This is a genomic window from Bacillus cereus group sp. BfR-BA-01381 (genome assembly GCF_022663555.1).
In the GTDB taxonomy this organism is placed as follows: Bacteria; Bacillota; Bacilli; order Bacillales; family Bacillaceae_G; genus Bacillus_A; species Bacillus_A pacificus.
Genome location: NZ_JAKUFR010000016.1, coordinates 50,130 through 76,018, shown reverse-complemented (window position 1 = coordinate 76,018; position 25,889 = coordinate 50,130). Strand labels below are relative to the sequence as shown.

The window sequence follows — 25,889 nt, the reverse complement described above, 5'->3', positions numbered from 1 at the left end:
TGATGAGCAAGCTCGTAAACAACAAGAAGAACAAAAAGCACAGCAAACTCAAACACAACCTGCTTCAGGAAATACTAGTAGTGCATATTACAAAAATTGTGCCGCAGTTAGAGCTGCTGGGAAAGCTCCTCTATATAAAGGACAACCAGGTTATGCCTCACATCTTGATCGTGATGGCGATGGAGTCGCATGTGAAAAATAGTAGTAAAAAAGAAGCTTCTAGTAAGCTTCTTTTTTACTATTACGTATAGTTATTACTCTTCCATTCTTGTAAGCCATATATCAATTCAAATTGGCATCTTATTTTTTAAATGCTTGTAATATTAATCATTAACTGGAGCAATACTCCAATTTATTATTTCAAGATTTTTCATCTCTATTTTTCCTTTGACAAGAACATGTGGAATTAAGTGAAACATCCCAAATCTTCTACCCTTTTCATATTCCTCCCTGTAATATTCTTTGGTGCAGGTATTTAATTGCTTTAATTCTCTATATTCATTAAAGTTGATGATTTCTATTTCGCATTCTTTTAATTCTCTATTTGGTCCACCCCAATTATGCTTTGAGTACTTGTATATTGCCATACACTGACCCTTCAATGCGCTAATAGGAACTTTATAAAACAGTTTATTTGTGTGAAGGTTTATTCCTATTTCCAGTGATACTTTATAAATCTCATAAGGATGCAATGGTAAAAAATGCACAACATCATTCCATAAACATTCTAATTTTGGTATTTTACGTGTTAATAAGTTCTCCCTTTGAGGATGATCTTTATATTTTTGTATATACTCACCGTATAAATTTGGATATACACTTTTCAATTTATTTAATGGGATTAAATATTCTCCTTTTAGTTCTTCTGGTACCATATGATAAACATATTCCATAAAAACCTCCTATAAAAGATATACTTCCTATCCCAAAATTCTTCGCCATCTTTTCTATAATGTCCTCTGTTGAAAAATAATCCTATTATTCTCAAATCAGACAAATAATAAGTGATTTCAATCACCACGTTGTTTTTCATTTATCGCTATTCTTAATTTAGATATTACATTTAAACTTTATAGAGGCATTCATATGGAACATACATTTACTGAAACTTCAATTGTTGGTGAGATTGTTACACAGTTCCCGAAAGCTAGTGATTTTTTTTAATCGTATAGAATAGATTTTTGTTGTGGCGGTAATAAGCCACTTATTGATGCAATTCATGAAAGAAAATAATATTTTATTTCCGCGTGCCATTACAAAGGCATAAATAAAAGCAGGACATGAGTAGCAATGCGCATGTCCTACTTTTATTCACGCTTCATCACCCTCTCAATCCAAATAACTACATTTCCTATCCGCTTCTCTTTTCACATTAAACTACAAATCATTATTTACCATATTGCCCTAAGTTACGGAAACAATTATACTAGATGTAATCAGAATAAATAATCTGAATATTCTCAGAATTAAAGATGAAATCTTTACTGCCCTCAATTAGATGGATACATTCTATTTTCCGCTAAATAGATTAGAAAACGATAATAACACATTAGGAGGATTACGATGCACCAGCTTGATTCATTACATCCCATTATAGAAAAAATAATTAACAATATTGAAAAGTTAATGGTCGGAAAGCGAAAAGAAACACTATTAGCTTTAACAGCTCTCTTAGCTGAAGGTCATGTACTATTAGAAGATGTTCCTGGCGTTGGGAAAACGATGTTAGTACGTGCTCTTTCTAAATCTATTGATGCTGATTACAAACGTATTCAATTTACACCTGATTTACTTCCATCAGATGTAACAGGTGTTTCTATTTACAATCCGAAAGAGCTCCAATTTGAGTTCAAGCCTGGACCAATCATGGGGAATTTTATACTTGCTGATGAAATTAATCGTACATCTCCCAAAACACAATCCGCCTTACTTGAAAGTATGGAAGAAGGCAATATTACAATTGATGGTATGACAAGACCGTTACCCAAGCCATTCTTTGTAATGGCTACACAAAATCCTGTCGAATATGAGGGAACATATCCTTTACCAGAAGCACAGCTCGATCGTTTCTTGTTGAAACTAAAAATGGGATATCCTACACAAGAAGAAGAATTTGAAATTTTAAACCGGATGAAAAAAACAAACCCCCTCTCCCATTTACAAGCTATTACTACAATAGAAGAATTACTTTATTTACAGCAAAGCGTACGGGAAATAAGCGTGGACAAAGCGATTAAGCATTACATTGTAAAGCTTGTTAGTCAAACTCGGTCTTATATTTCTATACAACTAGGCGCAAGTCCGCGTGGCTCGATTGCTTTAATGAAAGCTTCACAAGCTTATGCATTTATCCATGGCAGAAATTATGTTATTCCAGACGATGTTAAATTTTTAGCTCCTTACGTGTTGGCTCACAGACTCATTTTAAAAATGGAAGCAAAATTTGAAGGAATAACAGGAGAACAAGTTATCGCAAAAATCGTTGCACGAACTACCGTGCCTACCCAAAGGAAGATGAACCTTTGATGAAAAGGATTCTACGAGTACTCTATCATTTTACTAAGTTATCATTCATTCCGTTATGCCTAGTCTTAACATTTTTATACGCTATGCTTCAAGGAGGATTTGTAAGTTGGTTTTTGTTTTACAGTATGATTCCTATTGGCCTTTATTCACTATTACTCCCCTTCTATGCTTTGCGGAACGCTGAAGTAAAACGAATAACAAATCAAGACGAATATACAGCAGGAGAACCTTTTTTAAGCACCATTACAATAAAAAGAAGATTTCCTTTTCCATTACTTTATTTAATTATAGAAGATGAATTACCATCACAATTTACAAAGTGTAAACAAACGAAGATGAATAAAGTAATACTCTTTCCAGGATTGAAACGAAATATTTCGTTTCAATATGCCATTGACACAATCCCTAGAGGAGAGCATACTTTTTCAAGCGTACGTGTCAAAACTGGCGATCTATTCGGTATGATGGAGAAAGAAGTAATTTTTTCAGTTCCAGATACATTTTTAGTCTACCCTCAGTATGTAGATATAACATATCGACAAATGGAAAATCATTTCGAACAAGGAGCACTTTCAGCAAATATAAATTTAGTAAAAGACTCTACCATTTCTGTCGGTGTGAGAGACTATAAACCTGGTGACCGCTTTTCATGGATTGATTGGAAAGCAACTGCACGAACAAACAACATTATGACGAAAGAGTTTGAACCACAGCGCAGCCATAATATTATGATATTCATGGACAGAACCCCATCCCCTCTATTCGAATCAGTCGTCACATTTACTGCCTCTATTGTCAGATCTGTTTTGAACCAAAATTCACCGGCGTCATTCGTATCTGTCGGAAAAGAACGAACTTTTTTCCCTTTAGACAATGGAGATAGTCAGTTGCATCAAATCTTTTGTCATTTAGCGAAAGTACAAGCGGACAGTGTATTCCCGCTCTCCCGAAGTGTAGAAATGGAATTAAGAAAAGTTTATGACCCCGTAACGATTATACTCGTGACAAGCGATCTTTCTCCCGATATTCAAAGGGCAGCTGACTATGCTACTATAAAAAATAGAAAATTAATGGTGTTTGTCGTAAAAGAAACAGCAAATCAACTATCACATCGAGAACTTAGTATTCTAGATACTCTACAAAAACGAAAAATATTTGTAAATGCGGTTTATGGAAACCAGTATACAAACGTGTTTTTTGAGGTGAGCAAATGATAACATTACAGACAAAAAAACAATGGGATATGACTAGATTTTTCATGCATGCATGCGCATTTCTACTTTTACTAGAATGGTTAAGACCCCTTATAGGTATTACAAACGTAGGTAGATTAGATATTTTTGTAATATTTATAGGGATTTGCTTCACTCTCTCTTTTTTTCAAACAAAGTGGCAGATTCCAATAAAAGTCTTCACGATTTTATTCATCATTCATTTCCTATACTATAAAAATGCTTTTATAAATCCATCTTGGTTAACAAAATTTTTAAATGATATTTCTCAAAATTCCTCTCTGTTATTTCAAGGGAATTTGCTAGATATTTCTCCAGTTTTTCCAACACTTTTATTTTTTTTATCATTTTGGTTTTTGAGTGCTTTCATCTCTTTTTGGATGATTCATAAAAAACGTGGGTTGTTATTTCTTATATTGACTATTATTTATATCACCGTTTTTCATAACTTACATGTATACAATGCAAATTACGCTATTGTTCGTACTGTTGTCATCGGCTTTTTTATGCTTAGTCTTATCCGCACAGAACGAATAAAAGAAATGGAACAGTTACAAAATTATGCTAGAGAAATCTCAAAATTACTTAGACCTCTTACAATATTTATTGTATTGACAGCAACCATCGCATACTTCGCTCCAAAATTTGGCCCTCAATGGCCAAACCCAATGGATTTTTTACAATTCAACACATCCGAAGCAAATAAACAGCAAGAAGTTTCTAAAATTGGGTATGGTTTAAATGACTCACGATTAGGTGGTCCTTTTAAAGCAGATCCTACAATTGTTTTTACAGCAGCAACGCAAAACAAACAATATTGGAGAGTAGAAACGAAAGATTTTTATACAGGAAAAGGCTGGAAAGTTTCTGAAAAGCAAAAAAAGGTTACTTTTAAAAATAATAACGACGTCGTGAGCTGGTACGAACAAAATACAAAAACGGAGACAACTAAGGCAACAATCACCATGCAAAAAAGTTATCCTCACCTTACCTATCCAGCAGGGTTAATATCAGTTGAGGCTTCTTCTGATATATCATACAGCGTTGACCCATTTTCTGAAAAAATCTATACGATGGATGGAGATTCTTCTACTACTTTACATTCATATAAAGTAACATATGAGGTCCCGGAGTTTTCCATAGAAAACTTAAAAGCTGTAAAAACGAATGAAGGTCAGGAAACAAATCCTTATTTCATAACAAAGTACACGCAACTTCCAGAAGCATTACCGCAGCGAGTAAAAGACTTAGCTAGTAGTCTAACAAAGGATAAAGACACCCGATACGATAAAGTATTAGCTATTGAAAACTATTTCACCGACCATTCTTTTGTATATGAAACAACGAATGTCTCATTCCCTGCCCAAAACCAAGATTATGTAGATCAATTTCTTTTCGATACAAAAAGCGGCTACTGTAATAATTTCTCGACATCTATGATCGTGTTACTTCGTTCTGCTGGTATTCCCGCTCGCTGGGTCAAAGGTTATACAGAAGGAACTCTTGATAATACGCTGGTGGGTGCTGAAGGTGAGGATGTTTATAAAATTGCGAACGATAACGCACACTCTTGGGTCGAAGTATATTTCCCTGGATACGGATGGATTCCATTCGAACCGACAAAAGGATTTACGAATCCCTATAATTTTATAAATAATACTCCTGCTCCTACTTTACAAAATAGCGAAGAAACTAATTCTCAAAACGCGCAAATGCACGAAAGAAACAATGAAGCAAAGCTTAAAAATTTAATAGAAGATACTGAAGAAACTCCTACTAAAAAAATTACAAATGCTAAAAATAAATTTTCTTGGTGGTACGTATTCCTTTCTACAATACCAATTAGTATTATCGGCTACACTCTCTTCGCTACTAGAATGAAATGGATTACATTTTTCATCATTCATCTCTATAAATATCGAAAAGATGATGCTGTTTTTACAAAAGCTTACAATGCACTTCTAAAACAATTTGCAAGAATTGGTATACAACGAGGAGAGAGTCAAACATTCCGAGAGTATGCTCTCCATATCGATACACTTTACAACTCGAATGATATGCAACAACTTACTTTCAATTATGAGAGTGCTATATATCAAAAAGGACAAGCCGCAACAGAATGGGAAAAATCCGTACACTTATGGGAAGTGCTTATGAAAAAAGCTGCTTCTCCGCCTAAATCAAATGACTTCCATTCAGCGATTTAATATTGACAATGTGAATGTAAAAAAATTCCTCAAAGAACAAAATAGTTCTTTGAGGAATTTTTTAATAAAGTGAAACTCCTAGTTATTCCCCAAGTACCTTCTCAATCTCAACCTCTAAATCAACCGGCTTCGTTTGCGGTGCAAAACGCCCTACTACTTTTCCGTCTTTTCCAATTAAAAATTTTGTAAAGTTCCATTTTACTGCTTTCATACCGAGTAAACCTGGTGCTTGTTCTGTCATGTATGTATACAGAGGATGAGCCTTATCACCTTTTACATCAATTTTTGCAAACATTGGGAAGTTTACACCGTAGTTTAATTCACAAAAGCTTGTAATATCTGCTTCTGTACCTGGTTCTTGTCCTCCGAATTGGTTACATGGGAAACCGAGTATTTCTAGCCCTTGTTCTTTATATTTATCATACACTTCTTGTAATCCTTTATATTGCGGTGTAAACCCGCATTTACTAGCTACATTTACAATAAGGAGTACTTTTCCCTCGTAATCTTTTAACGATTTTTCTTCACCTGTTATCGTTTTAGCTGAAAAATCATAAACTGTCATTATCTTTGCCCCTCTCTTCACTATCATTCTATGTTTATACTATACTACATTCGTGAATTTACAGCTCTTATTACGTATTTTCTCCCCACGATTGTAAACGCTTTATTTCCGTTCGAAAATTCGACACAAATTACTAGACTTTTATGATGGAAAGTTTTACAATTAAATTGTGAACAAAATGTGACAGTTTATATTCTATTATTATAGAAAAGGATGGTGTTCAATATGAAAACTGCACAACATGAAACGATTTCAAATCGCGAGTTTTATTTCGTACTATATATGATGCTATTGTATGTTATTGGTTGGGTAATCGATGTAAATGGTTTATTTTTAAGCTCTTACTTTAATTTAGCAGGAGAGATTATGCTTCCATTAGTTGGCGGTATTGTCGGATTGTTCGTTATGTCTATTAATAAACAACAAACGAAATAATAGTATTACAAAAAGGCAGAAGACGGAGCTTTCGTTTTCTGCCTTTTTGTATTTTTAGCGTATAATAGTTACATACCGTATATAAGGAGTGGTAAAGATGAAAAAAGTAGAGCAATTATCTTCTCACCTATATCTGATTGATGATTTTGATTTACAACATAATGAACGAACTGGTACATACGTTTTATTAGGTGATGATATTACTTTAATTGAAACTTGTGCAGCCCCTTCTCTTCCGTATATTTTAGACGGCTTACAACAATTACATATTGATTTAATCGAAGTTAAAAACATTATCGTTACACATGTTCATTTAGATCACGCCGGTGCTGCTGGTTTAATGATGGAAAAGTGCCCAAATGCTACTTTATATGTACATTCTCGCGGTGCTCGTCATATGATTGATCCAACAAAACTTATTTTAGGCGCACAAGCTGTGTACAAAGAAGATTTCGATAAACTTTTCGATCCAATTCTTCCAATTGAAGAAGAACGTGTTCGTATTGTACAACATGGTGATACGTTACAAATTGCAGAAGACCGCACCCTTACATTTTATGATACACCGGGACATGCGAAGCACCATATTAGCATTCACGATTCATTAACAAATGGCATTTTTACTGGTGATACAATTGGAATTTATTATAGAGAACTTGCAGACCTTGGTGTGGAACTATATCTACCATCAACATCCCCTTCACAATTCCAGCCAGATGCGATGATTGCTTCTAAAAATCACATTCAAAGTATGAATGTAGATACAATTTATTTCGGCCATTACGGTGCATCATCCAATGTTACAGAAGTATATAACCAACTAGAACATTGGTTACCTATTTTCGTTCATACTGGTAAAGAGGTCTTTGAAAAATATAATGATTTCGATGAGGCTACTAAAGCTTTGCAAACTGTATTAATGGATAAGGTCTCTTCTCACCTTACAAAGTTAAACGTTCCATCAGATCATTCCGTTTATAACATTTTACATCTAGATATAGAAATTAGTGCGATGGGCATTATAGATTATTTCACGAAGCAAGAAAAAGCAAACGCCACTATTAAATAACCGTAAAAGAAGAGATATACAACAGTAGTTATTGTATATCTCTTCTTTTTTTGAATATATTTTGAGTAAAGGATGGTGGAATATAATGCAAAAAGTGATGCTATACCTCTGCTTTACATTATTTATCGTCTTATTATTATTTGTCGGAGTGAAAATTCAATTTTATTTAGATACAGATGCACAAGTAAACTTTAACGTTTATCCAAGATTATTCTACTTTACACTCTTCCCTCTTATAGTCGGCATTTTATTACGATTCCTTCAATCCATTAATCGTGAAACAAGTAAACAAAACTGGCGCTTTCAACCGGATAAATTTATCGCCATTACTGTGCCTACACTATTCATTTCCTTTTCTCCAGCTCTACTCTTTTCACCAGTTGGTGCATACCTACCTTATATAACTAATATTATTCTTATCAATACAACTTTTGTTACGATAATTAGTTTAATAGCTGGTTATTCCCTTTTAGATTGTTTTATACAAAAGGATCCTGTGAATAGAAAAAATGAAGGATGATTCTGTGCTCCCTTGTTTCTCGCTGCTACATTCATGAAATAACAAAAAAACTCTTAGTTACTTTTAAATACAAACACTTATCATATAATAAAAATGGAGTGCTTTACTTACTGTATATGTAGGAGGGGATTGTAATGACTTATGGATTTAATGACCATTATCGGCAACAAACTGGAGTCCACCCTTTTTTAGATCAAATTTTAAATAATTGGAGTGGAGATCAGAAAAAAACAGTTTACGCTTTAATTAATAAATATGGTTTACCAAGTGACGCCAGTACTAGAATGATAATTTGGCACAATAATGGACCATGGAAGCGCACCGTGGTTTACCTCGATCCAGTTCCTCATAACTTTCCAACACCTCATCTTGACTATTTAGCACAAACGATTGATTTTAAAGCACCTATACAATTTTTAGATGAATTAACGAAATTTGATGGTAGTTTATATTTAGATCGTACTGCTGGTGAAGCAACTGCTAAATGTGACCTAGAAGCTGCTAACTTTATGGCTTTAAACTTAATGTATGATATTGTTACCGGGAAGCGCACTGCAGAAGATGCTCGCCGTTTTGCAGTTGAAATTGAAAAACAACTACGACTACAAGGACAATCATCACCCTACTTTGAAAGATTATTATTCCCACAGCAAAGTCATACAGCCGATCCAGATATATCTTATTTTTAAAAAATACATGCGATTATTATATTTCTTAACTAAACAAGGAGAATCTGTGTTTTTACAGGTTCTCCCATTTCATCTATCTCACCTTTTCATCTACATACTTCATAAACTGCTCTGCTTTCATAAATCTTTCTTTATATGCCTCAGGTACTTCTTCTAGTTTTATTGCACCGGTTGATTTTGTCTTCACTCGTACTATTTCATGTGTCATTAAAGCTTCCATATAGCGATCAAACTCTTCTTGCGTTAATACTTCTCTACTTGATTTATGACCATTTAATTTATCAAAGTATGGTTGAAGGCCCATACTTACCTTTTTCATTTCTTCTCTATTTGCTGGTGATAATGCATCATAATCAATATTACCGTTCGAATCTCCGTACGCAAGCTTTGCATTGGTTAATTTCTTTAGTTCTTTTGTAAACACTTCATATTCTTTTGTACCCATTTCATCTTTCGCTTCTGATAGCTTTGCACTAAAACGCATGTACGCCTCTAATGTCATCGTTCCAGCATGTTTTTTTAAGTTTTCAAAAGATCCGTATATACCATCTGCCATAATAGATTGATACGCAAAACCGGTCGTCGGGATTAAAAAAGCCGCTGCAAGTACTCCTGCGATAAGGCGTTTCTTCCTCTTACGCCCCCCTTGATTCATTTTTATTTGAACGATTACTTTTTCTTTTAACTCCGGGGGTGCAACAATCCCCTTCGCTTCCTCTTGTATAGATTCTCTAACTCTACAATCTAAACTCATTTCACATTCCCTACCTCTCCTAAAAAGATTTCTTCTACTTGCTCTTTTTGACGTAGTTTTTTTAATGCTGCGTGAATTCTAGATTTCACAGTACCAATTGGAATATGTAATATTTGTGCTACTTCTTCTTGAGAGTAATCGTGTAAGTATCTTAAGATAATAACTTGTTTCAATTTATACGGTAATTTATGAATAAGTTCGATTAGTTTTTGGTTTGATATTTTACTTATTACATCGTTAGAAAAATCAATTTGTACTGGTTTTCTTTGCTCTTCTGCTTTTTTTATAATTCGTAGTCGCATCCACCTCTTTCTTCTACAAGAGTGAATTTGTTTAATCGCAAGTCCAATTAGCCAAGGACGAAATGGCTTCTCGCTATCATACTTACGAAGCGATTCATATAGTTGTATGTATATTTCTTGAACGACATCATCTACATCCGCTTTATCATCTATTAAAAAATGTGCTGTCTTATATACTTCGTGAATCGTTACATCATACAATTCGCTATACGCTTCTTTATTGCCTGATAAGGTTAATTTGATTAAATCTGTATACACTGTTTCATCCTTCATGTACCATCCCTCCTTTGTCTTACACTTTATATTGGCAAGTAATCCATATTTCGTTCGATTTTTTTCAAAAGTTTTTTTATATAAATTAATATAATGATTCAATACGTTCATAAGCTTCACTTATAACCATGCATAACAATTATATAATTTTCCATTTTCTAATGACGATTTAAAATGATTTATATAGTCAAATTTAGGGGGATAAATAATGAAAGCTATCATTGTAACGTCGTTCGGTGGTCCTGAAGTGATGAAATATACAGATGTGGATATGCCGGTTATTTCAGAAAATCAAGTTTTAATTCGCGTTGTTGCTACAAGTGTAAATTTCGCTGACATTAAATCACGTTATGGCAAAAAAGGAAATAAAGCACTACCTTTTATTCCAGGGATAGATGTCGCTGGTATAGTAGAACGTGTCGGCTCTCATGTAAAAAATATAAACCCTGGACAACGTGTCATTGCTTTTCCTCAAAATGGATCTTATGCAGAATACGTTGTTTCAAATGAAAATCTTACTTTCGTATTACCTGATGAAGTCGACTTTCAAACTGCAGCTGCTTGTCCGATTGTATCTTTTACAGGTTATAATTTACTCGCAAATGTTGCAAGGCTTCAACAAGGCGAATCAGTACTCACTCATGCGGCTGCTGGTGGAATCGGTACTACAGCTATTCAACTTGCAAAACTATTAGGGGCTGGAACAGTTATCGGTACTGTCGGAAGTGAAGCAAAAAAAGAAATTCCTTTATATGCTGGAGCTGATTATGTAATTTGTCATCAGAATGAAGATTTTGTAGAGAAAGTCAATGAGCTGACAAACGGTGAAGGGGTTGATGTAATTTTAGATTCTATTTCTGGAACTGTTTCGGAAAGAAGTTTAAAATGTCTTGCTTATTACGGTCGCCTCGTTCATTTCGGTAATGCTAGTGGTGAAATTGGCAATTTCCAAACGAAAGATTTACATGCAAGTTGCCGTTCTATACTCGGTTTTAGCTTTGGAACTACACGAAAAAAACGTCCTGAACTACTCCAAGCAACTGCAAATGAAGTATTCCGTTATTTGCGTGACGGGCGTTTGCAAATAACGGCTATGAAATCTTTTCCACTCCAAGATGCAGGGAAAGCACATGAATGGGTCGAAAGTAGAAAAAGTACAGGGAAAGTAATACTAACTGTTCAGTCATCCTCCTGAAATGAATACTTGAAACCGAGGTGTCATTCATGGGATCACGAATTATGCATGCTATTATCGCAAACGGTATTGCCGAAAAACTATGTATTCAAGATAAAACTTCTTTCATACTTGGAGGTGTAGCTCCTGATGCAGTTCATTCAGCAGAAGAAAAAGGAACTTCACATTTTTACGCTGGCACGACGAAAAACTATACGAGAAGGATAGATTTCAATTCTTTTTTTCAAAAATATAGAGCCCATATGGATTCCCCTTTTCTTTTAGGCTATTACACCCATCTCATTGCCGATGACAATTGGCTAAGCGGCTTTTTTCTACCTTGGCTAAAAAATAGAATAGAAAATGACGAAACGATTGCACCTATGTACTATAACGATTTTAAATTGTTAAATGCAAAGTTGCTTCATCATTACGATAAAGAACAACAGCTCTTCTCTCTTCTCAATCAAGAGGCTCACATTGTGGATATTGAAGAGGTTTCTAAAGAAAATGTTTTGGCTTTTCGAAAGTATCTTTTTGAAGATATGTTGTATCCAGAGCAAAATTTGCATGAAGACTTACAGGTATTTACGTTTAATCAAATGGTCGGTTATATGGAAACTGCTATTGAAAAAGGTGCATTTTTTATTAAACAACTCTCACATGAAAAATTCATTTCAAAGATTTAATCCCCCTCAATATGTTTGAGGGGGATTTTCACATAGCAATATTATTATCGGTTCTTTTCCATAACCGCAAAAAAATTCCCTTCACTATCAGCAAAGTTAAATACTTTACCAGAAGGCATAGTTACCATTTCACCAACAGTAACATTTTTATTTTTTAAATCTGTATATAATTGATCCAGACTTTCTGAGAAGAACATTAGTGACGGTGTACCAAGATTTAATTCTGGGCTCATCTTAGAAATCACTTCTTTATTATGTAATATAATGCTTGTTTCTGCCCCACTTTTCGGAGCGATTTCTATCCATCTCATTCCTTGTTTGTTATCTTCCTCTGCAACTACATGAAACCCTACCTTTTCCGTCCAAAAATTGACTGACTCATCTTGATTATTTACATATAACATAATTTGTCCAACTTTATGAATCATTGCATTTCCCCCTAATGTTGTTTATATTCTATGTAAGTTTCTACAGGTACTATCATTATTCCTTTTGAGTTGGTATGTACTTCTTTGCAAAATTTATCGACTGACTCATCCCATCTAGTTCGTCAAAATAATCATTTCTTTCGATCATGTTATATCCATTGAATCCAATTTCATCTAATACTTTGAAGAATATATCGAAATCCACTTCACCATTTCCTACTGCTACTTCTATATACTTACTTAAACTATCACTTTTCACTTCTTTACAATCTTTAATATGAGTTTGTACTATATAATCTTTTAATAGTAATAAACCTTCTTCCGGATTTTCATTTACATCACTTATTAAATTTGCTGGGTCAAAGTTAACAGCTAGTCCTTTCGAGTTTGCAGTTTCTAAAAATCGTTTTAATACTATTGCTTTTTCAGATCCCGTCTCAATAGCAAAGAATCCTCCAAATCTGAATGCTAATTCCCCTATTTCATTACAAACACGTATCATTTTATCATAGTACTCACTATTTTCATCATCTGGGATTTTCCCAATATGGGCTGTTACTATGTTAGCTCCTAACCTTAAACCTTTATGAGTAATATATTTAAAACTCTCTATTGCACATTCAGCTTCAGTTCCTATTATTCCATTTTCTCCGAAGCTAATTGCCAATGACGGGACTTGAATCTCATTAAAAGCTAAGTTTTCTTTTAAGGTGTTCCATTGTACCTTTGAAATGTTAACTAAGTTGAAAGTCGAATTCATAGCATATAATTGAATATATTCTAACCCCCATTCTCTCGCCTTCTTTATTCCTTCGTTTACTTCAATATGTTTCGTATTTAAAAACATCCCTAATTTCCTATCCATATGTGTACCTTCTTTTTATTATTTCGTATCAGTTTAATATTCGACTTTTTTTATATTATTTCCTCGTATAAACCAAATAAATAAACTACCTTTTTTCGATACCCCCAGTAGAAGCATATAAAAAAGCACTAATACAATTCCCATTATCACTTGATTACAAACAAAAAAGACGTAACTACAAATAGTTACGCCTTCCCCATCATTTATCTAGGCTTTTTCTTCCCAGTAAATGATGGTTTCTTTTTCTTTGGTGCTTTCGGTTTCGTTTCTACAAATGATCCTTTGAACATTTCTTGCTTCGTAAATACGATACCTAGTTTTTTCGCAAATTGTAGTAATTTACGCTCTTCTTGCGGTGTTACAAGAGATACAACAGTTCCTTCTTTACCCATACGTCCAGTACGTCCTGAGCGGTGAATGTATTGGTCTACTGTGTCTGGTAATTCTAAGTGAATTACATGTGTTAAGTCGTCAATATCGATTCCACGTGCTGCAATATCAGTAGCAAGTAGAATTTCTAATTTCCCGCCGCGGAATGCACGCATCGTTGCTTCACGTTCTTGCTTACTTGCTTCTGCATGAAGAGCCGCTGCTTTCATTTTACGGAATTTCAATTTCTCAGTAATTTCATCTAAACGGAATGGATCGTTTAAGAACGCAACTGCTTTTACATCGCCCATATGCATAATTCTTCTTACGTAATCATTTTTTTCGCGTCGCTCACAAATGATATACGTATGCTCAACTAAGCTTTTTGATTCTGCACGTGTTACACGTACTAATTGTGGTTCCACTGCTAAATCACGTGCCGCATCTTCTGCCGCTTTTGTCATTGTCGCCGAGAAGAATACTAATTGACGATCGCGCATCGTAGATTTAATTACATCTTGTACAGCACCCATCATCTTTTGTTTTACAATTTGATCAAACTCATCAAATACAATTGTTTTTACTTCATGCATTTTTAGCTTTTTCATACGAATTAATTCTAAAATACGGCCTGGTGAACCGACAATTACTCTTGGGTGTTTCTTTAATTTTTCAACTTGGCGCTTAATATCGGCACCACCAATTAAAGATGCACCTGAAATTTCAGTTCCTGCTGTAAACTTTTGAACCTCTTCATGAATTTGCATGACAAGTTCACGTGTTGGTGCTAAAACAACAACTTGTGGCTGTTTTACTTCAGGATTAATTTTATGTAAAAGGGGTAATAAGTACGCTAATGTTTTTCCTGTTCCAGTTGGAGATTCAGCTATAACGTCTTGTCCTTCTAAAATAGTTGGAATCGCTTGTTTTTGAATTTCAGTTAACTCTTTAAAACCAGCCTTCTCCCAAGCTTGTTGTAAAAATGGTTGCATATCTTTTATCATTTGTTTTTCTCCTTTATCTCTATTTTTGAAGAAAATGTTGTATTGTTCGCACCGTTTCTATCATGTGTGAAATAACAGCTATTAAATCATCAACATGGTCTTCTGTAATCGCTTTTTGAAATAGAACCTCTACCTTATTATGATATGAAATCGCTTGCTTATTATATTCGTATGAAACTTTCTGCATAATCATTCTTTCTTTTCCCCATATAGAACGCATTAATGTTTCAATTTCTTCGCATTTTACTTCTGGTTGTTCTAACGGGAATGAAAATGCTAGCTTCATTTCACAACCTGGTGTAAACTGAGGCACTTCTAGTATTTCACCAGACAAGTTCTTTGCATCTACAGATAGCGAAAATGTTGCTTCTACTAACGGTTCGAATGGTTCTGTTAATTGAAATGAGATATGATATATACGACTTAATGAAGCAAGGTCCATCATATCTTTTCGATCTGTTACAAGAATATCTCCATGTAAATCAAAATCATAAACAGCGCCTTCTACGATTACTTTTAAATTATCAAAAGCAGTTGGATCAAACATAATTTCCTCCAAAAAACAGGCGCCTTTCGATGGAAAGGCGCCACTTGATGTATATATAGTTTACAGATAAACGAGATGAATTACAACCTTTTAGAATAAACCTACTGCTTTTCCATCTTCATTTACATCCATTTGTAGTGCTGCTGGTTGTTTCGGAAGGCCTGGCATTGTTAACATTGTTCCTGTTAACGCAACGATAAAGCCTGCACCAATAGATGGTTTTAGCTCACGAATTGTAACGATAAAGTCAGATGGACGACCTAATTTTGTTGCATCGTCAGAAAGAGAGTATTGTGTTTTCGCCATACAAACTGGTAGGTTACTCCAGCCTTCTCCTTCATATTGAGCTAATTGCTTACGCGCTTTTGGAGCAAATTCAATATCTTTTGCACCGTACACTTTTTGAGCAATTGTACGAATTTTTTCTTCTAATGGTAATTCTAACTCATAAAGTGGTGCGTAGTTGTTTTCGCCTTTTTCAATTTCTTTTAACACTTTTTCAGCAAGGTCAACTCCACCTTGGCCACCTTTCTCCCAAACTTCCGTTAAGGATACTGCATAGCCACGCTCATTACACCATTCTTGTAAGTAAGCAACTTCTGCATCTGTATCTGTAATAAATTTATTAATTGCAATTACGAAAGGCACACCGAAGCTTTGAATTGTTTCAACATGCTTCTGTAAGTTTTCCATACCTTTTGCTAATGCGTCTACATTTTCTTCTTTTAATTGATCTTTTGCTACGCCGCCATGCATTTTAAGCGCACGAATCGTCGCAACAATAACAACTGCTTCTGGTTTAATACCAGCTGCACGAGCTTTAATATCTAAAAACTTCTCTGCACCTAAATCAGCACCAAATCCAGCTTCTGTAATAACATAATCACCTAATTTTGCTGCCATTGTTGTAGCGATAACACTGTTACAACCGTGCGCGATATTCGCAAATGGTCCGCCGTGAATGATAGCTGGTGTATTTTCTAGCGTTTGTACTAAGTTTGGTTTTAATGCGTCTTTTAATAATAATGTTAACGCACCTTCTACACCTAAATCTTTAACCGTTACAGGTTGATTTGCAAAATTATAAGCAACTACGATGCGTGATAGACGTGCTTTTAAATCTTGAATATCTGTCGCAAGGCAGAATACGGCCATAATTTCAGATGCTACTGTAATATCAAAACCATCTTCACGTGGTACACCTTGAACGGGTCCACCAAGACCAATTACTACGTTACGTAGGGCACGATCATTCAAGTCAACACAGCGTTTCCAAACGATTTTACGCGTATCAATTCCAAGTGTATTTCCTTGTTGGATATGATTATCAATAAACGCCGCTAACGCGTTATTAGCAGTTGTGATCGCATGGATATCTCCAGTAAAGTGAAGGTTAATGTCTTCCATAGGTACAACCTGTGAAAAACCACCACCTGCTGCTCCGCCTTTTAGTCCCATCGTTGGCCCAAGAGATGGTTCGCGAAGTGCAATTACTGTTTTCTTACCAATTTTATTAAAAGCTTGACCTAAACCAACTGTTACTGTTGATTTACCTTCTCCAGCTGGAGTTGGGTTAATCGCTGTTACTAAAACAACTTTACCGTCTTTCTCATTCTGTAAGCGCTTAAAAATATCAAGAGATAACTTACCTTTATAATGCCCGTATGGCTCTAATTCATCTTCTAAAATATTTAAATCAGCTGCAATTTCTTGAATCTTCTTCATACTCGCTTCTTGTGCGATTTCAATGTCGGATTTAACTGTTGTAGTAGTTGTCATATACCCTAGTCCCCCTTTAATTGGTTCTGATGATATTGTATCAGTTTTTTGTATTTTCTGCACTTATTTACCTCCTAAAAATTCTTTCATTTCTTTATACGTTTTTTAACATAAATACCCATAAGAATGTTAACGATTGTTGTAATTCTGTAGGTAGTTGACCTAACATCTGCTCATTTACTCCGCGCTTATATACACCGATACCATCTACAACTTCAAAACCTTGTTCTTGCGCTAACTGTTCAAATTCCCAAGGCATCATCGTATTACAAACAACATCCTTGCCATATAAACGAGGATAACTGTTCTCTCGTGGCTTTGCTGTCGGTCCTAAAATTGCAATACATGCATACCCATCGCTTTTTAAAACACGCTTTATCTCATTTAATGCTTGTAATGGCTCTTCCGTCCATTCTAAAGAATTAATTGCCATAATTGCTTCAAATTGTTCATTTTCGAACGGTAAGGAAGAAAGATCTCCTTTTATAAAGGATAAATCCGGTCCCTCTCCGCGCTCCTTCCCTTTTTGAATCATCACTTCTGATAAATCTACTCCAACTGCTTTATAGCCCGCGCGACTTAATTTATATGTACCGTATCCATCACCACAACCAACGTCAAGCACTTTGGCTTCTTTCTTCACGTATTGTTCAAAAAATGGAATAATCGTACTCCTACTCCCACTATCCCACATCTCCTGACTATTTTGGTTCCAAAATTCTGCACTACTATCCCATTTTTTCTCTGCTGACTCATGCCAATTAAATTTTGTCATGCAATCCCCTACCTTCACGTTTTGTCACTCATTTCATTCTACATCATTTTCCAAAATCCCTGTTTTATCTTCATAAGGAGATGTACATGCTAATGAAGGAATCTTTATTCTCCAATTTTTGCTTTACTTGGGTTTAACTCATACTCATGCTCTTCTCATTTTGAAAGATACTATAGATACACCCAATTGAAAGAGAGGGATGTACATGCGAAGAAAGAGAAATCATCATTTTAAAAGTGGTGAAAAAAACGAAGAGTATGCAGCTGAAATATCACCAGCTGGCATACCAATTAGACATAAGCGTAAAGAAATTGCAAATGAAATAGAAGGTACAAATACCGGTGCAATGATAGGCTATGTCGCTTTATTTCTTTCGCTTTTCTCCATTGCATTTTATCCAGTTACACTCGGTTCTCTTGCGATTTTAGTCGGCTTATTAGCTGTCAATTTTGGAGCAAGAACACTTGGATATACCGCAATTGGTTTTGGTAGTTTTTCTGTTTTATTTACTTTACTTTATCCGCTTGCTTTGTCAGCGTTTTAAAAAAACACACCAAGTTATACTTGGTGTGTTCATTCGTGATACAACATAATATGACCGCATCCACAACAATGTTTCGCTGTAATTTCTTGAAACACTGGATAATTTTCTTCATCCCGATGCTCAATAAACACCTTTTCAAATCGATACATATTTGGTGCATATGCCCAATCTTGTTTCGTACGTGCGTATAATGTAGAAGAGAAAAACTCCTCACCGCCGCAAACAATACATGTGTTCTTCATCAATACCCCTCCTATGCTTGTCTTACTTCATCTATATGAACATAAGCATAAGAAAAAGACCTTCTATTACTAGAAAGTCTTCTCTGAAACAAAAAGAAATGTACCAAACATTCCTACTCCGCTATATTCTTTCGTAACACCAGCTTCTGTTTTAAATGTTTGCTTTACAGTCATAAAGAATACACCATTTCGTGCATCTGTACTTTCAAATTTTAGTTTTTCTTTTTTACCATCTACATTTTGTGTGCATTCAAAACTACTCTCATCACATTTCAATGCATACTTATCTTCTAGATACAATTTAAAATCTGATTCTTTTGGACAAGTGATAAGTAAAATTGCCACAAGAATAATACTTACAATACCCACAATTGTATAATACTTCTTCATTTGTACTCCTTTCAAAAGACAAGAAAACTTGACTGCATGCGCCAAGTTTTCTTAGTCTACAACCCATTGCCACTCTTGGTCTTTCTTATCAAAAATAAGCCAACCAGTCTCTGTTGCTTCTTCTTTCAATTCATCGATATTATCTAGTACTTCATCCGTACTTTCATACGAACCCACTACATATACCGGAATTTCAAGACCTCTTCTTGACTCAATTTTTCCTGCCAGATCAATATAAAGACCATCTTCCATTAATGGAATAAGCCCCATAATCACTTCTTTTGAAATTGCTGGGAAAATTTTTGATTTTTGGAAGAAAGAAAAACGTTTCTTACCGAAAGCACCGAGTTTATAAGGAATGACTTTACTTAACATTCCTACAAAATCAGCAATTCTACGATAATACACTTTGTTGTACCATCCGTCATCATGTGAAAAATAAACAAATCTATTTTTCAATAACGGAAAGAACGTTCTTGCAAGTGGTTCTTTTTTGTGAGCCAAATATAAAAGCTCTGCAATTTCTTTTGGCTCTAGTTCATCTAAATCGCTTGCATCATCAAAATCTACCCAACAAAATTCATCAAATTCATCAATCTCTGCTTGAATTAACTTATGTATATTTTCTTCCTCAACATATTCAAATAAAGTATGATAATGAAAATCTGTCCATTCAAAGTTATGCTTCAAAAGCAACACTTGATGAAGCGGTGAAGGGATGTTACTTGCAAACTCTTTAAACGTAATTCCTGATGTAATAAAACAATGACCCCGACGATTACCATTAATATATATCATATTCTTTACTTGGTCAGATCCTCCAGACAAAGCACCTAGCCACCTTCGTTTTATATGTTTCAATTCTATAGCATATTTTAACATGAAAAATTTTAGAAACATAGAAAAAACTTCAAAAACTATTTACAATTTCATGTGTTTTATTACATAGTGATTACAAGAAAAAACACCTGCTCGTAAGCAGGCGTTTTTAAAGGATTTCATCTGGGTTTTGAGGATGATGATTTCCCTCTTTCTTTTCATCTTTTTGGAACATCGATTGAATTTTATCAATTGTTTGTGGAGCTAATTCAATCATTTTCTCTGCTAAATGTGTCGCATTTTGTAAATGAAGAATATTTACTCCATCTTTATTCACCACAAGAAATGCTACTGGTGTAATAGAAACACCACCCGCGCTACCGCCACCAAATGCAGGGTTACCGTTCGCTCTTTGTCCATCATTCGTTTGGAAATCAGAACCTCCTGCTCCAAACCCGAACGCTACTTTAGAAACCGTTAACACTACACCACCGTCAGCCGTTTGAACAGGCTCTCCAACAATCGTATTTACATCGACCATTTCTTTTAAATTTTCCATTGCCGCTTTCATCAATCCTTGAATTGGATGATCCACCGTTCATAACCTCCTTTGTCATATCTTTCCTAGTTTTTCCGAAAGTTTGTGAACTAAACATAAAATTTTATATTGATTTCAAAAAACTTAAGTTGTAATATTTAGAAAAATGAAAAAGAGGTCGATTCGTTATGATGCGAAAATTAACAAAGAAAGATCATGAACAAGTATTCGCTTACCTAAAAGAAGAAGCAGCCCATAACTGATTTATTATTGGAGATATAGAGTCTCTCGGTTATGAAACAGACTTTCAAGATCTGTGGGGAGTATTTAAAGAGAATGGAACATTATAATCAATTTTACTCGGCTTCCATGATTCATTTATACCATATAGTAAAGAAGAATTTGTTACCTCTCATTATGAGGCACTTCTTTCCGCATATAAGCTGATAAAACTCTCCGGAAAGTCAACTATTGTTGAACGATTTAAAACTGTTTCAAATATACAGCTCGGTGCTAAAAATGAAATGTATTTTATAAATGTCTAGATGCCGACACCTTACCTAGTACGCCTGGCCAAGAAACAATTAAACTTGCCACACTAGATGTTGTAGAGCGAATTATGCAATTGCGGAGTAACATCATTGAATTTCCTACAAGATCAAACTACTGAGGAATACACACTATTAGGGGAGCCCCAGTATATTGGAAAAATCCACGTTAAGAGCATGCAAGATTTCACACAGGTTTTTAGCTAATTCAGTAACATACGAGAACCCTAAACCCTAAAATCTACGCTAGGATAGGGATACATATAAAGTTGCATAAAATTATATAAAAAGAAAACGGCAGATTCCTTTTGAGGGTAGGATTTCTCCTTATGCCTGCTACCAATCATGAGACGTTATGTTAATTGATTATGAACACAATATATAATAAAAACCCCTCGTTTTTTCTTCTTATCACATGATAAAATGATTATAAGTGATAAATTTCGAAATCATTAGAGAATACAAAAGGATTGATTACATGAAAAAAGGATTAGGATTACTTGTAACTATAATGATTGAAGCTGGAATTGTATATAAATTATCTAAGCTCTTAAAATGGAGTTTTATTGATTTAACTTTCTTCGCTGGAATATGTTTTGTCATTATTACATATTACTTTAGCAGTAAAGGCGGATTTTCTAGCAACAGTGTTCGCCTTCAAGCTCAAGCTAGATTGGGTATTAAAGTAGAGGAAGAAAAATTTGAATTAAGTGTAAATCCTATTTTAATAGGATCTATTGTTTATACAGTATTATCTTTAATACTTGTAGTAATAAGTTATTGGGATTACTTTATCAAATAATTTTCACTTTCAATAACGAGAATTATGTAAATGAGCTGTCCAAACGGATGGCTTATTTTATAACAACCCAGCTGCTGGCCGAATTTATAAACGATTAAGATTTAAAAATATTAGAATGCGAGCGATGTATCGATAATAAAAAGCTTTGTTCGCTGAATTACGATACTTTAGAGGTTTGAGACGTATAATGAGAAATGTTTTTGTTCAATACGTTCGTTGATACCGTTCACTCTTAACAATGTTTATCGTTATCCATATTTCACCCTACATCTTATTAATGGGAAAATTATTTCTGCATTTCCAAGACAAAATCGATAAAATTAATTTTTTGAAGGAGAACATAATATGGATTACAAATTCGAATTACTTAGTACAGGTAGCTTAGTTATTAGACTACAAAAAGAATTCGATACTTTAGAAGCTTTTTTAAATGTGGAGGTATCCACATTCGGTGATTGGATAGCAGAAACTGTAGATAAAGTTTTAAACAAAAAAAGTCATCACGAAAAAATAAGTGCGAATATTTTTGGGGCAGATGTTCGAAGAGATACAACAGTTATATTTAATAAGTATGATGAAGATGAAATCGAAATCCCTCTTGAAATAGAAACTATTACATTAAGAAATCTAATAGATATTTATTTAAATGAGCATACAAAATTAATAAGCGAAAAAAAATAATCATTAAATAATATTACATATATTACAAAATAACCGCCTGTAATAGACGACTTTTTTCATTAAATTAACACACATTCACATACTTATCACTAGCGGTAATATATAACACTTCACTTTCAAAAAATATCCTTTAATTTCAAAACCATAAGATGATGTTCGCTACTTACTTATTAATGTACAGCTCTCTCCAACTCTTATGGAAAGTTTATTATTATCATTTCCCAATCAATACAAAATTCCTAGGTGTTTATTCAACTCTATTTGTAATTTTTTTAGCTAAACGATTAAATAATACTGAACTTCCATATGCCAACATCCCAATACTGAAAAATAGTTTCTGCCATAAATTAAATGGGAAAAACCACCCTGCAAATACGTCCTTGTTTAAACATGTGTGCTTACTCCTTTTTTTTAGGTTTCAAGAAAAACCTCCTCCGAAACCTTTGTGGGTTATCCCTCTTGAAATCGCCCTTAATAGGTATTATTATCATGATGATCTCCCCCTCTTGTATTAACCTTATTTATGTTTAAATTTACTATACATCCATTCGTAAAACTTATTAGTACCAAGTGCACATGCTCCCAAAATAAGAACACCTATAATAAAACCAACCTTTTTAGGTAATTCATAAGGAGACATTATAGCGACTACAAGAAATATAGCAATTGCAACATATGTAATATATTTTCCAGCCTTAAATGGTTGCATATTAGTTTGCTCCTCTCTTAATCTCCAATTTTAATAGTACCACCTATCCCATAACCATCTCTAACGTATAATCCTGTTTATTTTCCTAATTAATATCGGATTGTCCCTATCCTTTTTCAAACTTTATTATTCTTTAAATTTGTTATATATTCGTCCTACTACTTTATTCGCTCCCAAGGAAATGGCCCCTAAAATTAAAAAAATAATAATAAGAGCAATCTTTTTAGGTAGGCTATATGGCAATAACATAGAAAATATAAGAAGTATCAAAACTGCAACATATGTAATATATTTCCCAGCCTTTAATGATCGCATATTCATACGTTCCTCTCTTAATCCTCAAACTTAATGGTATCGCCTACAACATAACCCATGGTCTCCTATAACTAGAGTAAAATCTAATATAAGAAAAGATTTCATTCAACTTCTTACTTATTAACCGTAACTTCTATTGCTAGTTTGGCTGTCTACATAATCAAAATTACATTTATGTGCCGATTCGACCATTATAACAATAATCATCAAAATTGTTTTAATCCCTCTAGTTTCACTACTACTCCAATCGACAAAAGTTTTATTTATTTCACTTTTTATGTATCTTTTGATAAATTCGTTCAAATAAAACTGAAGACCACACAGCTATTACACCGAATAAAAATATTACAAGTACATTTATTAATCTTGTTTTATTGTCTGCTGGCACCATAAAACTCGCGATGAGTGTTACTAATGTGCCAATAACAATTATAATTCTTCCTTGTTTTAACATTTAGTTACTCCTTTTTCTATTGAATTTCTCCAGAAGATTTATAACAAATGTGTTCCATACTAAAGAAAATCCAGTAAATATAAGAACAGCTAGCGAAACAACAATTTTATCTTTCCACGTTTCTCCATTTATCATAGCTAGTGTGACAAATAGTACTGCTGCTACATAGATTACTATTTGTGTAACTTTGCGCATATTCCCCCTCCTTATACACCTTAATCATCAAACTTTCCTACTTCTTTCATTAAAACTCCTTTCTCAAGTTCCTCCGACTCAATCACAATTGCCATCAATCCCTTTTCCGTACTCGTTTCATGAAACTCACCCTTCTCCCAAAACACAGCTTGTCCCGCTTCCACCTTCACTTTTTCTTTATCTGTCCCGCATACATATCCTTCTCCGTCCACAATAAGAAGCAGTTGCGATACAACTGCTTCATGATATCCAATTATTCCATTCTCTTTTAAATGCATAGCACCGATATGTATATTCCCTTGATGATTTACTATTTTCGACATTATGAAATTAGATTGAAATGCTGTGATTTGCTTTCCTACTTTTTTATTAAAATCAAAAATTTTCACTTCTAGTCCTCCTTATATGTATAAAACCATCCTTACTGTCTGCATCATATGTCCTTCAAAATCTTCTTCAAATTCCTCTAATTGTGCAAAACCTTTCGCTTCATAAAACCGCTTTCCTTTTTCATTCGCTGCTTCTACATGAATGTATAGTTTCCGAATTCCTTTTAATACCGTTAACCCTTTTTGTAATAAAGCACTTCCTATCCCTTTCCCCTGTTGATCTGGTAACAAATAAATTGCTCCTAATTCTGCTTCGTTTTGCAGTCTAACAGGTGAGAAATTTGCAAAGCCAATTACTTCTCCCTCTTCTTCTGCAACGAATAAATGTGTATTCTCAAGACGATATTTCATTTTTTCATCAGAATAAGCCTCGTCTAAAAAACTGTCTTGAATCTCTCTCGGAATAATGCCTTCGTATGTATCATGCCAAGCTATTTTCGCTACTGATTGTACAGCATGAATATCTTCTTGCTTCATTTCTCTAATTACATATGTCATCTCGTTGTCTCCATTCTCTTTAACTTATATTCTGCTAATATACTAGAAGAAATGGCAGAACCATTTTCATAATTCACCTTAATTAATTTTAATTTTTCAATTGAAGCTGTTGCAAAATCAAATTTTTCATAAATGTATTCCATTACACTTAAAAACTGATTTGTATGTAATCTATTTGCAATCGTACAATGCGGAACCCACTTTCCCGGTACGTAATATGAATTTGGGTTGTCATGAAAAGTTTTAAAATAATCATGATAAGAATGATGAAAATTTAACAATTCATCAGTAACAGTCAGTGCTAGAAAGACCGTTCCATTAGTAGGAAAAACTCCAACAGAAGGAAAAGTTACTGGGTCCGTATTTTCTTGAATAGCTACAAACTCTCCTAATTTCTCCTTATACAAATGAACATCTAACTCATTATAATCAGCTAACGTAATATGAGGTTCTACTCCGGCTAATTGATTTGTGCCAATGATATTTGTTAATTCATTTTGCAATTCTGTAATTTTATTAGTAAACACACGATCAAATGTAGCAATAATAGCGTACATATCCCT

34 protein-coding genes and 3 pseudogenes are annotated in these 25,889 nt (G+C 34.1%); 16 read left to right on the top strand and 21 right to left on the bottom strand.

The annotated features are described in order from the left end of the window. A partial coding sequence (locus MR079_RS08360) for an excalibur calcium-binding domain-containing protein (protein WP_242293844.1) occupies nt 1-202 on the top strand: 202 nt, incomplete at its 5' end. A 121-nt stretch (nt 203-323) separates the two neighbouring features. Here the strand turns inward: MR079_RS08360 and MR079_RS08355 are convergent. Beyond that, nucleotides 324-893, bottom strand: a complete 570-nt coding sequence (locus tag MR079_RS08355; RefSeq protein WP_242293843.1) for a group-specific protein — start codon at nt 891-893, stop codon at nt 324-326. Between the two features lie 193 nt (nt 894-1,086). On the opposite strand from MR079_RS08355, the pseudogene MR079_RS08350 reads away from it, so the two are divergent. From MR079_RS08350 to MR079_RS08335, 4 genes and pseudogenes are all read left to right on the top strand, one after another. Continuing rightward, nucleotides 1,087-1,227 (top strand): annotated as a pseudogene (locus tag MR079_RS08350) (DUF542 domain-containing protein); the annotation flags it as partial. 336 nt (nt 1,228-1,563) lie between these two features. After that, entirely contained in the window at nt 1,564-2,526 is a 963-nt protein-coding gene (locus MR079_RS08345) for an AAA family ATPase (RefSeq protein WP_242293842.1), read from the top strand. After that, a complete protein-coding gene (locus MR079_RS08340) occupies nt 2,526-3,740 on the top strand; it encodes a DUF58 domain-containing protein (protein ID WP_242293845.1) in 1,215 nt (404 codons plus the stop codon). The genes MR079_RS08345 and MR079_RS08340 overlap by 1 nt, the downstream gene beginning before the upstream one ends. Then, nucleotides 3,737-5,965: a transglutaminase TgpA family protein gene (locus MR079_RS08335; RefSeq protein ID WP_242293841.1), complete on the top strand. Its 2,229-nt coding sequence runs from the start codon at nt 3,737-3,739 to the stop codon at nt 5,963-5,965. Before MR079_RS08340 ends, MR079_RS08335 begins: the two co-directional genes overlap by 4 nt. An 82-nt stretch (nt 5,966-6,047) precedes the next feature. On the opposite strand, the gene bsaA is transcribed toward MR079_RS08335, so the two are convergent. Beyond that, a complete protein-coding gene (gene bsaA, locus MR079_RS08330) occupies nt 6,048-6,530 on the bottom strand; it encodes a glutathione peroxidase (protein WP_000219438.1) in 483 nt (160 codons plus the stop codon). Nucleotides 6,531-6,755: 225 nt separating this feature from the next. Between bsaA and MR079_RS08325 the strand changes: the two genes are divergently transcribed. The 4 genes from MR079_RS08325 (at nt 6,756) to MR079_RS08310 (ending at nt 9,243) form a co-directional block, all read left to right on the top strand. Beyond that, nucleotides 6,756-6,965: a DUF3925 family protein gene (locus tag MR079_RS08325; protein ID WP_060630620.1), complete on the top strand. Its 210-nt coding sequence runs from the start codon at nt 6,756-6,758 to the stop codon at nt 6,963-6,965. A 97-nt stretch (nt 6,966-7,062) separates the two neighbouring features. Continuing rightward, a complete protein-coding gene (locus tag MR079_RS08320) occupies nt 7,063-8,034 on the top strand; it encodes an MBL fold metallo-hydrolase (RefSeq protein ID WP_242293840.1) in 972 nt (323 codons plus the stop codon). An 85-nt stretch (nt 8,035-8,119) separates the two neighbouring features. After that, the gene (locus tag MR079_RS08315; RefSeq protein WP_242293839.1) at nt 8,120-8,554 is read left to right on the top strand and encodes a hypothetical protein; all 435 of its coding nucleotides are present in this window, start codon (nt 8,120-8,122) and stop codon (nt 8,552-8,554) included. A 134-nt stretch (nt 8,555-8,688) separates the two neighbouring features. After that, on the top strand, nt 8,689-9,243 hold the full coding sequence (locus MR079_RS08310) for a hypothetical protein (RefSeq protein WP_242293838.1): 555 nt from the start codon (nt 8,689-8,691) through the stop codon (nt 9,241-9,243). Between the two features lie 73 nt (nt 9,244-9,316). On the opposite strand, the gene MR079_RS08305 is transcribed toward MR079_RS08310, so the two are convergent. Then, entirely contained in the window at nt 9,317-9,997 is a 681-nt protein-coding gene (locus tag MR079_RS08305) for a DUF3600 domain-containing protein (protein ID WP_139867437.1), read from the bottom strand. After that, nucleotides 9,994-10,572, bottom strand: coding sequence for a sigma-70 family RNA polymerase sigma factor (locus MR079_RS08300; RefSeq protein ID WP_139867439.1), 579 nt, complete (start codon nt 10,570-10,572; stop codon nt 9,994-9,996). Before MR079_RS08300 ends, MR079_RS08305 begins: the two co-directional genes overlap by 4 nt. 208 nt (nt 10,573-10,780) lie before the next feature. Here MR079_RS08300 and MR079_RS08295 point away from each other — a divergent pair, with 208 nt between their 5' ends. Next, the gene (locus tag MR079_RS08295) at nt 10,781-11,767 is read left to right on the top strand and encodes a quinone oxidoreductase family protein (RefSeq protein WP_242293837.1); all 987 of its coding nucleotides are present in this window, start codon (nt 10,781-10,783) and stop codon (nt 11,765-11,767) included. Between the two features lie 29 nt (nt 11,768-11,796). Further along, nucleotides 11,797-12,435, top strand: coding sequence for a zinc dependent phospholipase C family protein (locus tag MR079_RS08290; protein ID WP_139867443.1), 639 nt, complete (start codon nt 11,797-11,799; stop codon nt 12,433-12,435). 44 nt (nt 12,436-12,479) lie between these two features. On the opposite strand, the gene MR079_RS08285 is transcribed toward MR079_RS08290, so the two are convergent. From MR079_RS08285 to MR079_RS08260, 6 genes are all read right to left on the bottom strand, one after another. Beyond that, nucleotides 12,480-12,863: a VOC family protein gene (locus tag MR079_RS08285; protein ID WP_242293836.1), complete on the bottom strand. Its 384-nt coding sequence runs from the start codon at nt 12,861-12,863 to the stop codon at nt 12,480-12,482. A 55-nt stretch (nt 12,864-12,918) separates the two neighbouring features. Beyond that, entirely contained in the window at nt 12,919-13,728 is an 810-nt protein-coding gene (locus tag MR079_RS08280; protein ID WP_242293835.1) for a sugar phosphate isomerase/epimerase family protein, read from the bottom strand. Between the two features lie 203 nt (nt 13,729-13,931). After that, nucleotides 13,932-15,101 carry a DEAD/DEAH box helicase gene (locus tag MR079_RS08275; RefSeq protein WP_242293834.1) on the bottom strand — a complete coding sequence of 390 codons (1,170 nt, stop codon included), beginning with the start codon at nt 15,099-15,101 and terminating at the stop codon, nt 13,932-13,934. A 19-nt stretch (nt 15,102-15,120) separates the two neighbouring features. Then, nucleotides 15,121-15,648, bottom strand: a complete 528-nt coding sequence (locus MR079_RS08270) for a hypothetical protein (protein WP_000460219.1) — start codon at nt 15,646-15,648, stop codon at nt 15,121-15,123. 90 nt (nt 15,649-15,738) lie between these two features. Continuing rightward, nucleotides 15,739-17,427: a formate--tetrahydrofolate ligase gene (locus MR079_RS08265; RefSeq protein ID WP_011040261.1), complete on the bottom strand. Its 1,689-nt coding sequence runs from the start codon at nt 17,425-17,427 to the stop codon at nt 15,739-15,741. 94 nt (nt 17,428-17,521) lie between these two features. Further along, nucleotides 17,522-18,220 carry a class I SAM-dependent methyltransferase gene (locus tag MR079_RS08260; protein ID WP_143881051.1) on the bottom strand — a complete coding sequence of 233 codons (699 nt, stop codon included), beginning with the start codon at nt 18,218-18,220 and terminating at the stop codon, nt 17,522-17,524. 187 nt (nt 18,221-18,407) lie between these two features. Here MR079_RS08260 and MR079_RS08255 point away from each other — a divergent pair, with 187 nt between their 5' ends. Further along, the gene (locus MR079_RS08255; protein WP_001253199.1) at nt 18,408-18,746 is read left to right on the top strand and encodes a hypothetical protein; all 339 of its coding nucleotides are present in this window, start codon (nt 18,408-18,410) and stop codon (nt 18,744-18,746) included. Between the two features lie 29 nt (nt 18,747-18,775). Here MR079_RS08255 and MR079_RS08250 read toward each other — a convergent pair whose 3' ends face one another. From MR079_RS08250 to ytfJ, 4 genes are all read right to left on the bottom strand, one after another. Continuing rightward, nucleotides 18,776-18,988, bottom strand: coding sequence for a hypothetical protein (locus MR079_RS08250; protein WP_000798747.1), 213 nt, complete (start codon nt 18,986-18,988; stop codon nt 18,776-18,778). 69 nt (nt 18,989-19,057) lie between these two features. Continuing rightward, nucleotides 19,058-19,378, bottom strand: a complete 321-nt coding sequence (locus MR079_RS08245) for a hypothetical protein (protein ID WP_000761181.1) — start codon at nt 19,376-19,378, stop codon at nt 19,058-19,060. Nucleotides 19,379-19,429: 51 nt separating this feature from the next. Then, nucleotides 19,430-20,206 carry an oxalate:formate antiporter gene (locus MR079_RS08240; RefSeq protein WP_139867452.1) on the bottom strand — a complete coding sequence of 259 codons (777 nt, stop codon included), beginning with the start codon at nt 20,204-20,206 and terminating at the stop codon, nt 19,430-19,432. A 160-nt stretch (nt 20,207-20,366) separates the two neighbouring features. After that, the gene (gene ytfJ, locus MR079_RS08235) at nt 20,367-20,792 is read right to left on the bottom strand and encodes a GerW family sporulation protein (RefSeq protein ID WP_000349987.1); all 426 of its coding nucleotides are present in this window, start codon (nt 20,790-20,792) and stop codon (nt 20,367-20,369) included. Between the two features lie 209 nt (nt 20,793-21,001). On the opposite strand from ytfJ, the pseudogene MR079_RS08230 reads away from it, so the two are divergent. The 4 genes and pseudogenes from MR079_RS08230 to MR079_RS08215 form a co-directional block, all read left to right on the top strand. Continuing rightward, nucleotides 21,002-21,390: pseudogene (locus MR079_RS08230) on the top strand (GNAT family N-acetyltransferase); the annotation flags it as partial. A 371-nt stretch (nt 21,391-21,761) separates the two neighbouring features. Further along, on the top strand, nt 21,762-22,085 hold the full coding sequence (locus MR079_RS08225) for a hypothetical protein (protein ID WP_113711465.1): 324 nt from the start codon (nt 21,762-21,764) through the stop codon (nt 22,083-22,085). A gap of 52 nt (nt 22,086-22,137) precedes the next feature. Then, nucleotides 22,138-22,221 (top strand): annotated as a pseudogene (locus MR079_RS29535) (GNAT family N-acetyltransferase); the annotation flags it as partial. A gap of 209 nt (nt 22,222-22,430) precedes the next feature. Beyond that, a complete protein-coding gene (locus MR079_RS08215; RefSeq protein WP_139867454.1) occupies nt 22,431-22,766 on the top strand; it encodes a hypothetical protein in 336 nt (111 codons plus the stop codon). A gap of 517 nt (nt 22,767-23,283) precedes the next feature. Here the strand turns inward: MR079_RS08215 and MR079_RS08210 are convergent. The 7 genes from MR079_RS08210 to MR079_RS08180 form a co-directional block, all read right to left on the bottom strand. Then, the gene (locus tag MR079_RS08210) at nt 23,284-23,475 is read right to left on the bottom strand and encodes a hypothetical protein (RefSeq protein ID WP_078420030.1); all 192 of its coding nucleotides are present in this window, start codon (nt 23,473-23,475) and stop codon (nt 23,284-23,286) included. Between the two features lie 126 nt (nt 23,476-23,601). Then, the gene (locus MR079_RS08205) at nt 23,602-23,790 is read right to left on the bottom strand and encodes a hypothetical protein (RefSeq protein ID WP_139868120.1); all 189 of its coding nucleotides are present in this window, start codon (nt 23,788-23,790) and stop codon (nt 23,602-23,604) included. A gap of 268 nt (nt 23,791-24,058) precedes the next feature. Next, nucleotides 24,059-24,244: a hypothetical protein gene (locus tag MR079_RS08200; RefSeq protein ID WP_000917620.1), complete on the bottom strand. Its 186-nt coding sequence runs from the start codon at nt 24,242-24,244 to the stop codon at nt 24,059-24,061. Beyond that, a complete protein-coding gene (locus MR079_RS08195) occupies nt 24,245-24,439 on the bottom strand; it encodes a hypothetical protein (RefSeq protein WP_139867456.1) in 195 nt (64 codons plus the stop codon). It abuts the gene before it with no gap. Nucleotides 24,440-24,459: 20 nt separating this feature from the next. Then, on the bottom strand, nt 24,460-24,828 hold the full coding sequence (locus MR079_RS08190; RefSeq protein ID WP_242293833.1) for a cupin domain-containing protein: 369 nt from the start codon (nt 24,826-24,828) through the stop codon (nt 24,460-24,462). Between the two features lie 12 nt (nt 24,829-24,840). After that, on the bottom strand, nt 24,841-25,326 hold the full coding sequence (locus MR079_RS08185; RefSeq protein ID WP_000222822.1) for a GNAT family N-acetyltransferase: 486 nt from the start codon (nt 25,324-25,326) through the stop codon (nt 24,841-24,843). Continuing rightward, nucleotides 25,323-25,883, bottom strand: coding sequence for a 2'-5' RNA ligase family protein (locus tag MR079_RS08180; protein ID WP_242293832.1), 561 nt, complete (start codon nt 25,881-25,883; stop codon nt 25,323-25,325). Before MR079_RS08180 ends, MR079_RS08185 begins: the two co-directional genes overlap by 4 nt. Nucleotides 25,884-25,889: the final 6 nt, after the last annotated feature.

Bases quoted from the DNA above. Each gene is read 5' to 3' on its own strand.
- MR079_RS08300 (WP_139867439.1), bottom strand. From the start codon at position 10,572: ATGAAGGATGAAACAGTGTATACAGATTTAATCAAATTAACCTTATCA.
- MR079_RS08280 (WP_242293835.1), bottom strand. From the start codon at position 13,728: ATGGATAGGAAATTAGGGATGTTTTTAAATACGAAACATATTGAAGTA.
- MR079_RS08225 (WP_113711465.1), top strand. From the start codon at position 21,762: ATGAAAAAAGGATTAGGATTACTTGTAACTATAATGATTGAAGCTGGA.
- MR079_RS08245 (WP_000761181.1), bottom strand. From the start codon at position 19,378: ATGAAGAAGTATTATACAATTGTGGGTATTGTAAGTATTATTCTTGTG.
- MR079_RS08275 (WP_242293834.1), bottom strand. From the start codon at position 15,101: ATGATAAAAGATATGCAACCATTTTTACAACAAGCTTGGGAGAAGGCT.
- MR079_RS08290 (WP_139867443.1), top strand. From the start codon at position 11,797: ATGGGATCACGAATTATGCATGCTATTATCGCAAACGGTATTGCCGAA.
- MR079_RS08265 (WP_011040261.1), bottom strand. From the start codon at position 17,427: ATGACAACTACTACAACAGTTAAATCCGACATTGAAATCGCACAAGAA.
- MR079_RS08195 (WP_139867456.1), bottom strand. From the start codon at position 24,439: ATGCGCAAAGTTACACAAATAGTAATCTATGTAGCAGCAGTACTATTT.
- MR079_RS08295 (WP_242293837.1), top strand. From the start codon at position 10,781: ATGAAAGCTATCATTGTAACGTCGTTCGGTGGTCCTGAAGTGATGAAA.
- MR079_RS08315 (WP_242293839.1), top strand. From the start codon at position 8,120: ATGCAAAAAGTGATGCTATACCTCTGCTTTACATTATTTATCGTCTTA.
- MR079_RS08180 (WP_242293832.1), bottom strand. From the start codon at position 25,883: ATGTACGCTATTATTGCTACATTTGATCGTGTGTTTACTAATAAAATT.
- MR079_RS08345 (WP_242293842.1), top strand. From the start codon at position 1,564: ATGCACCAGCTTGATTCATTACATCCCATTATAGAAAAAATAATTAAC.
- MR079_RS08310 (WP_242293838.1), top strand. From the start codon at position 8,689: ATGACTTATGGATTTAATGACCATTATCGGCAACAAACTGGAGTCCAC.
- MR079_RS08270 (WP_000460219.1), bottom strand. From the start codon at position 15,648: ATGTTTGATCCAACTGCTTTTGATAATTTAAAAGTAATCGTAGAAGGC.
- bsaA (WP_000219438.1), bottom strand. From the start codon at position 6,530: ATGACAGTTTATGATTTTTCAGCTAAAACGATAACAGGTGAAGAAAAA.
- MR079_RS08335 (WP_242293841.1), top strand. From the start codon at position 3,737: ATGATAACATTACAGACAAAAAAACAATGGGATATGACTAGATTTTTC.
- MR079_RS08200 (WP_000917620.1), bottom strand. From the start codon at position 24,244: ATGTTAAAACAAGGAAGAATTATAATTGTTATTGGCACATTAGTAACA.
- MR079_RS08285 (WP_242293836.1), bottom strand. From the start codon at position 12,863: ATGATTCATAAAGTTGGACAAATTATGTTATATGTAAATAATCAAGAT.
- MR079_RS08325 (WP_060630620.1), top strand. From the start codon at position 6,756: ATGAAAACTGCACAACATGAAACGATTTCAAATCGCGAGTTTTATTTC.
- MR079_RS08210 (WP_078420030.1), bottom strand. From the start codon at position 23,475: ATGCAACCATTTAAGGCTGGAAAATATATTACATATGTTGCAATTGCT.
- MR079_RS08185 (WP_000222822.1), bottom strand. From the start codon at position 25,326: ATGACATATGTAATTAGAGAAATGAAGCAAGAAGATATTCATGCTGTA.
- MR079_RS08305 (WP_139867437.1), bottom strand. From the start codon at position 9,997: ATGAGTTTAGATTGTAGAGTTAGAGAATCTATACAAGAGGAAGCGAAG.
- MR079_RS08250 (WP_000798747.1), bottom strand. From the start codon at position 18,988: ATGAAGAACACATGTATTGTTTGCGGCGGTGAGGAGTTTTTCTCTTCT.
- MR079_RS08205 (WP_139868120.1), bottom strand. From the start codon at position 23,790: ATGCGATCATTAAAGGCTGGGAAATATATTACATATGTTGCAGTTTTG.
- MR079_RS08355 (WP_242293843.1), bottom strand. From the start codon at position 893: ATGGAATATGTTTATCATATGGTACCAGAAGAACTAAAAGGAGAATAT.
- MR079_RS08320 (WP_242293840.1), top strand. From the start codon at position 7,063: ATGAAAAAAGTAGAGCAATTATCTTCTCACCTATATCTGATTGATGAT.
- MR079_RS08340 (WP_242293845.1), top strand. From the start codon at position 2,526: ATGAAAAGGATTCTACGAGTACTCTATCATTTTACTAAGTTATCATTC.
- MR079_RS08215 (WP_139867454.1), top strand. From the start codon at position 22,431: ATGGATTACAAATTCGAATTACTTAGTACAGGTAGCTTAGTTATTAGA.
- MR079_RS08255 (WP_001253199.1), top strand. From the start codon at position 18,408: ATGCGAAGAAAGAGAAATCATCATTTTAAAAGTGGTGAAAAAAACGAA.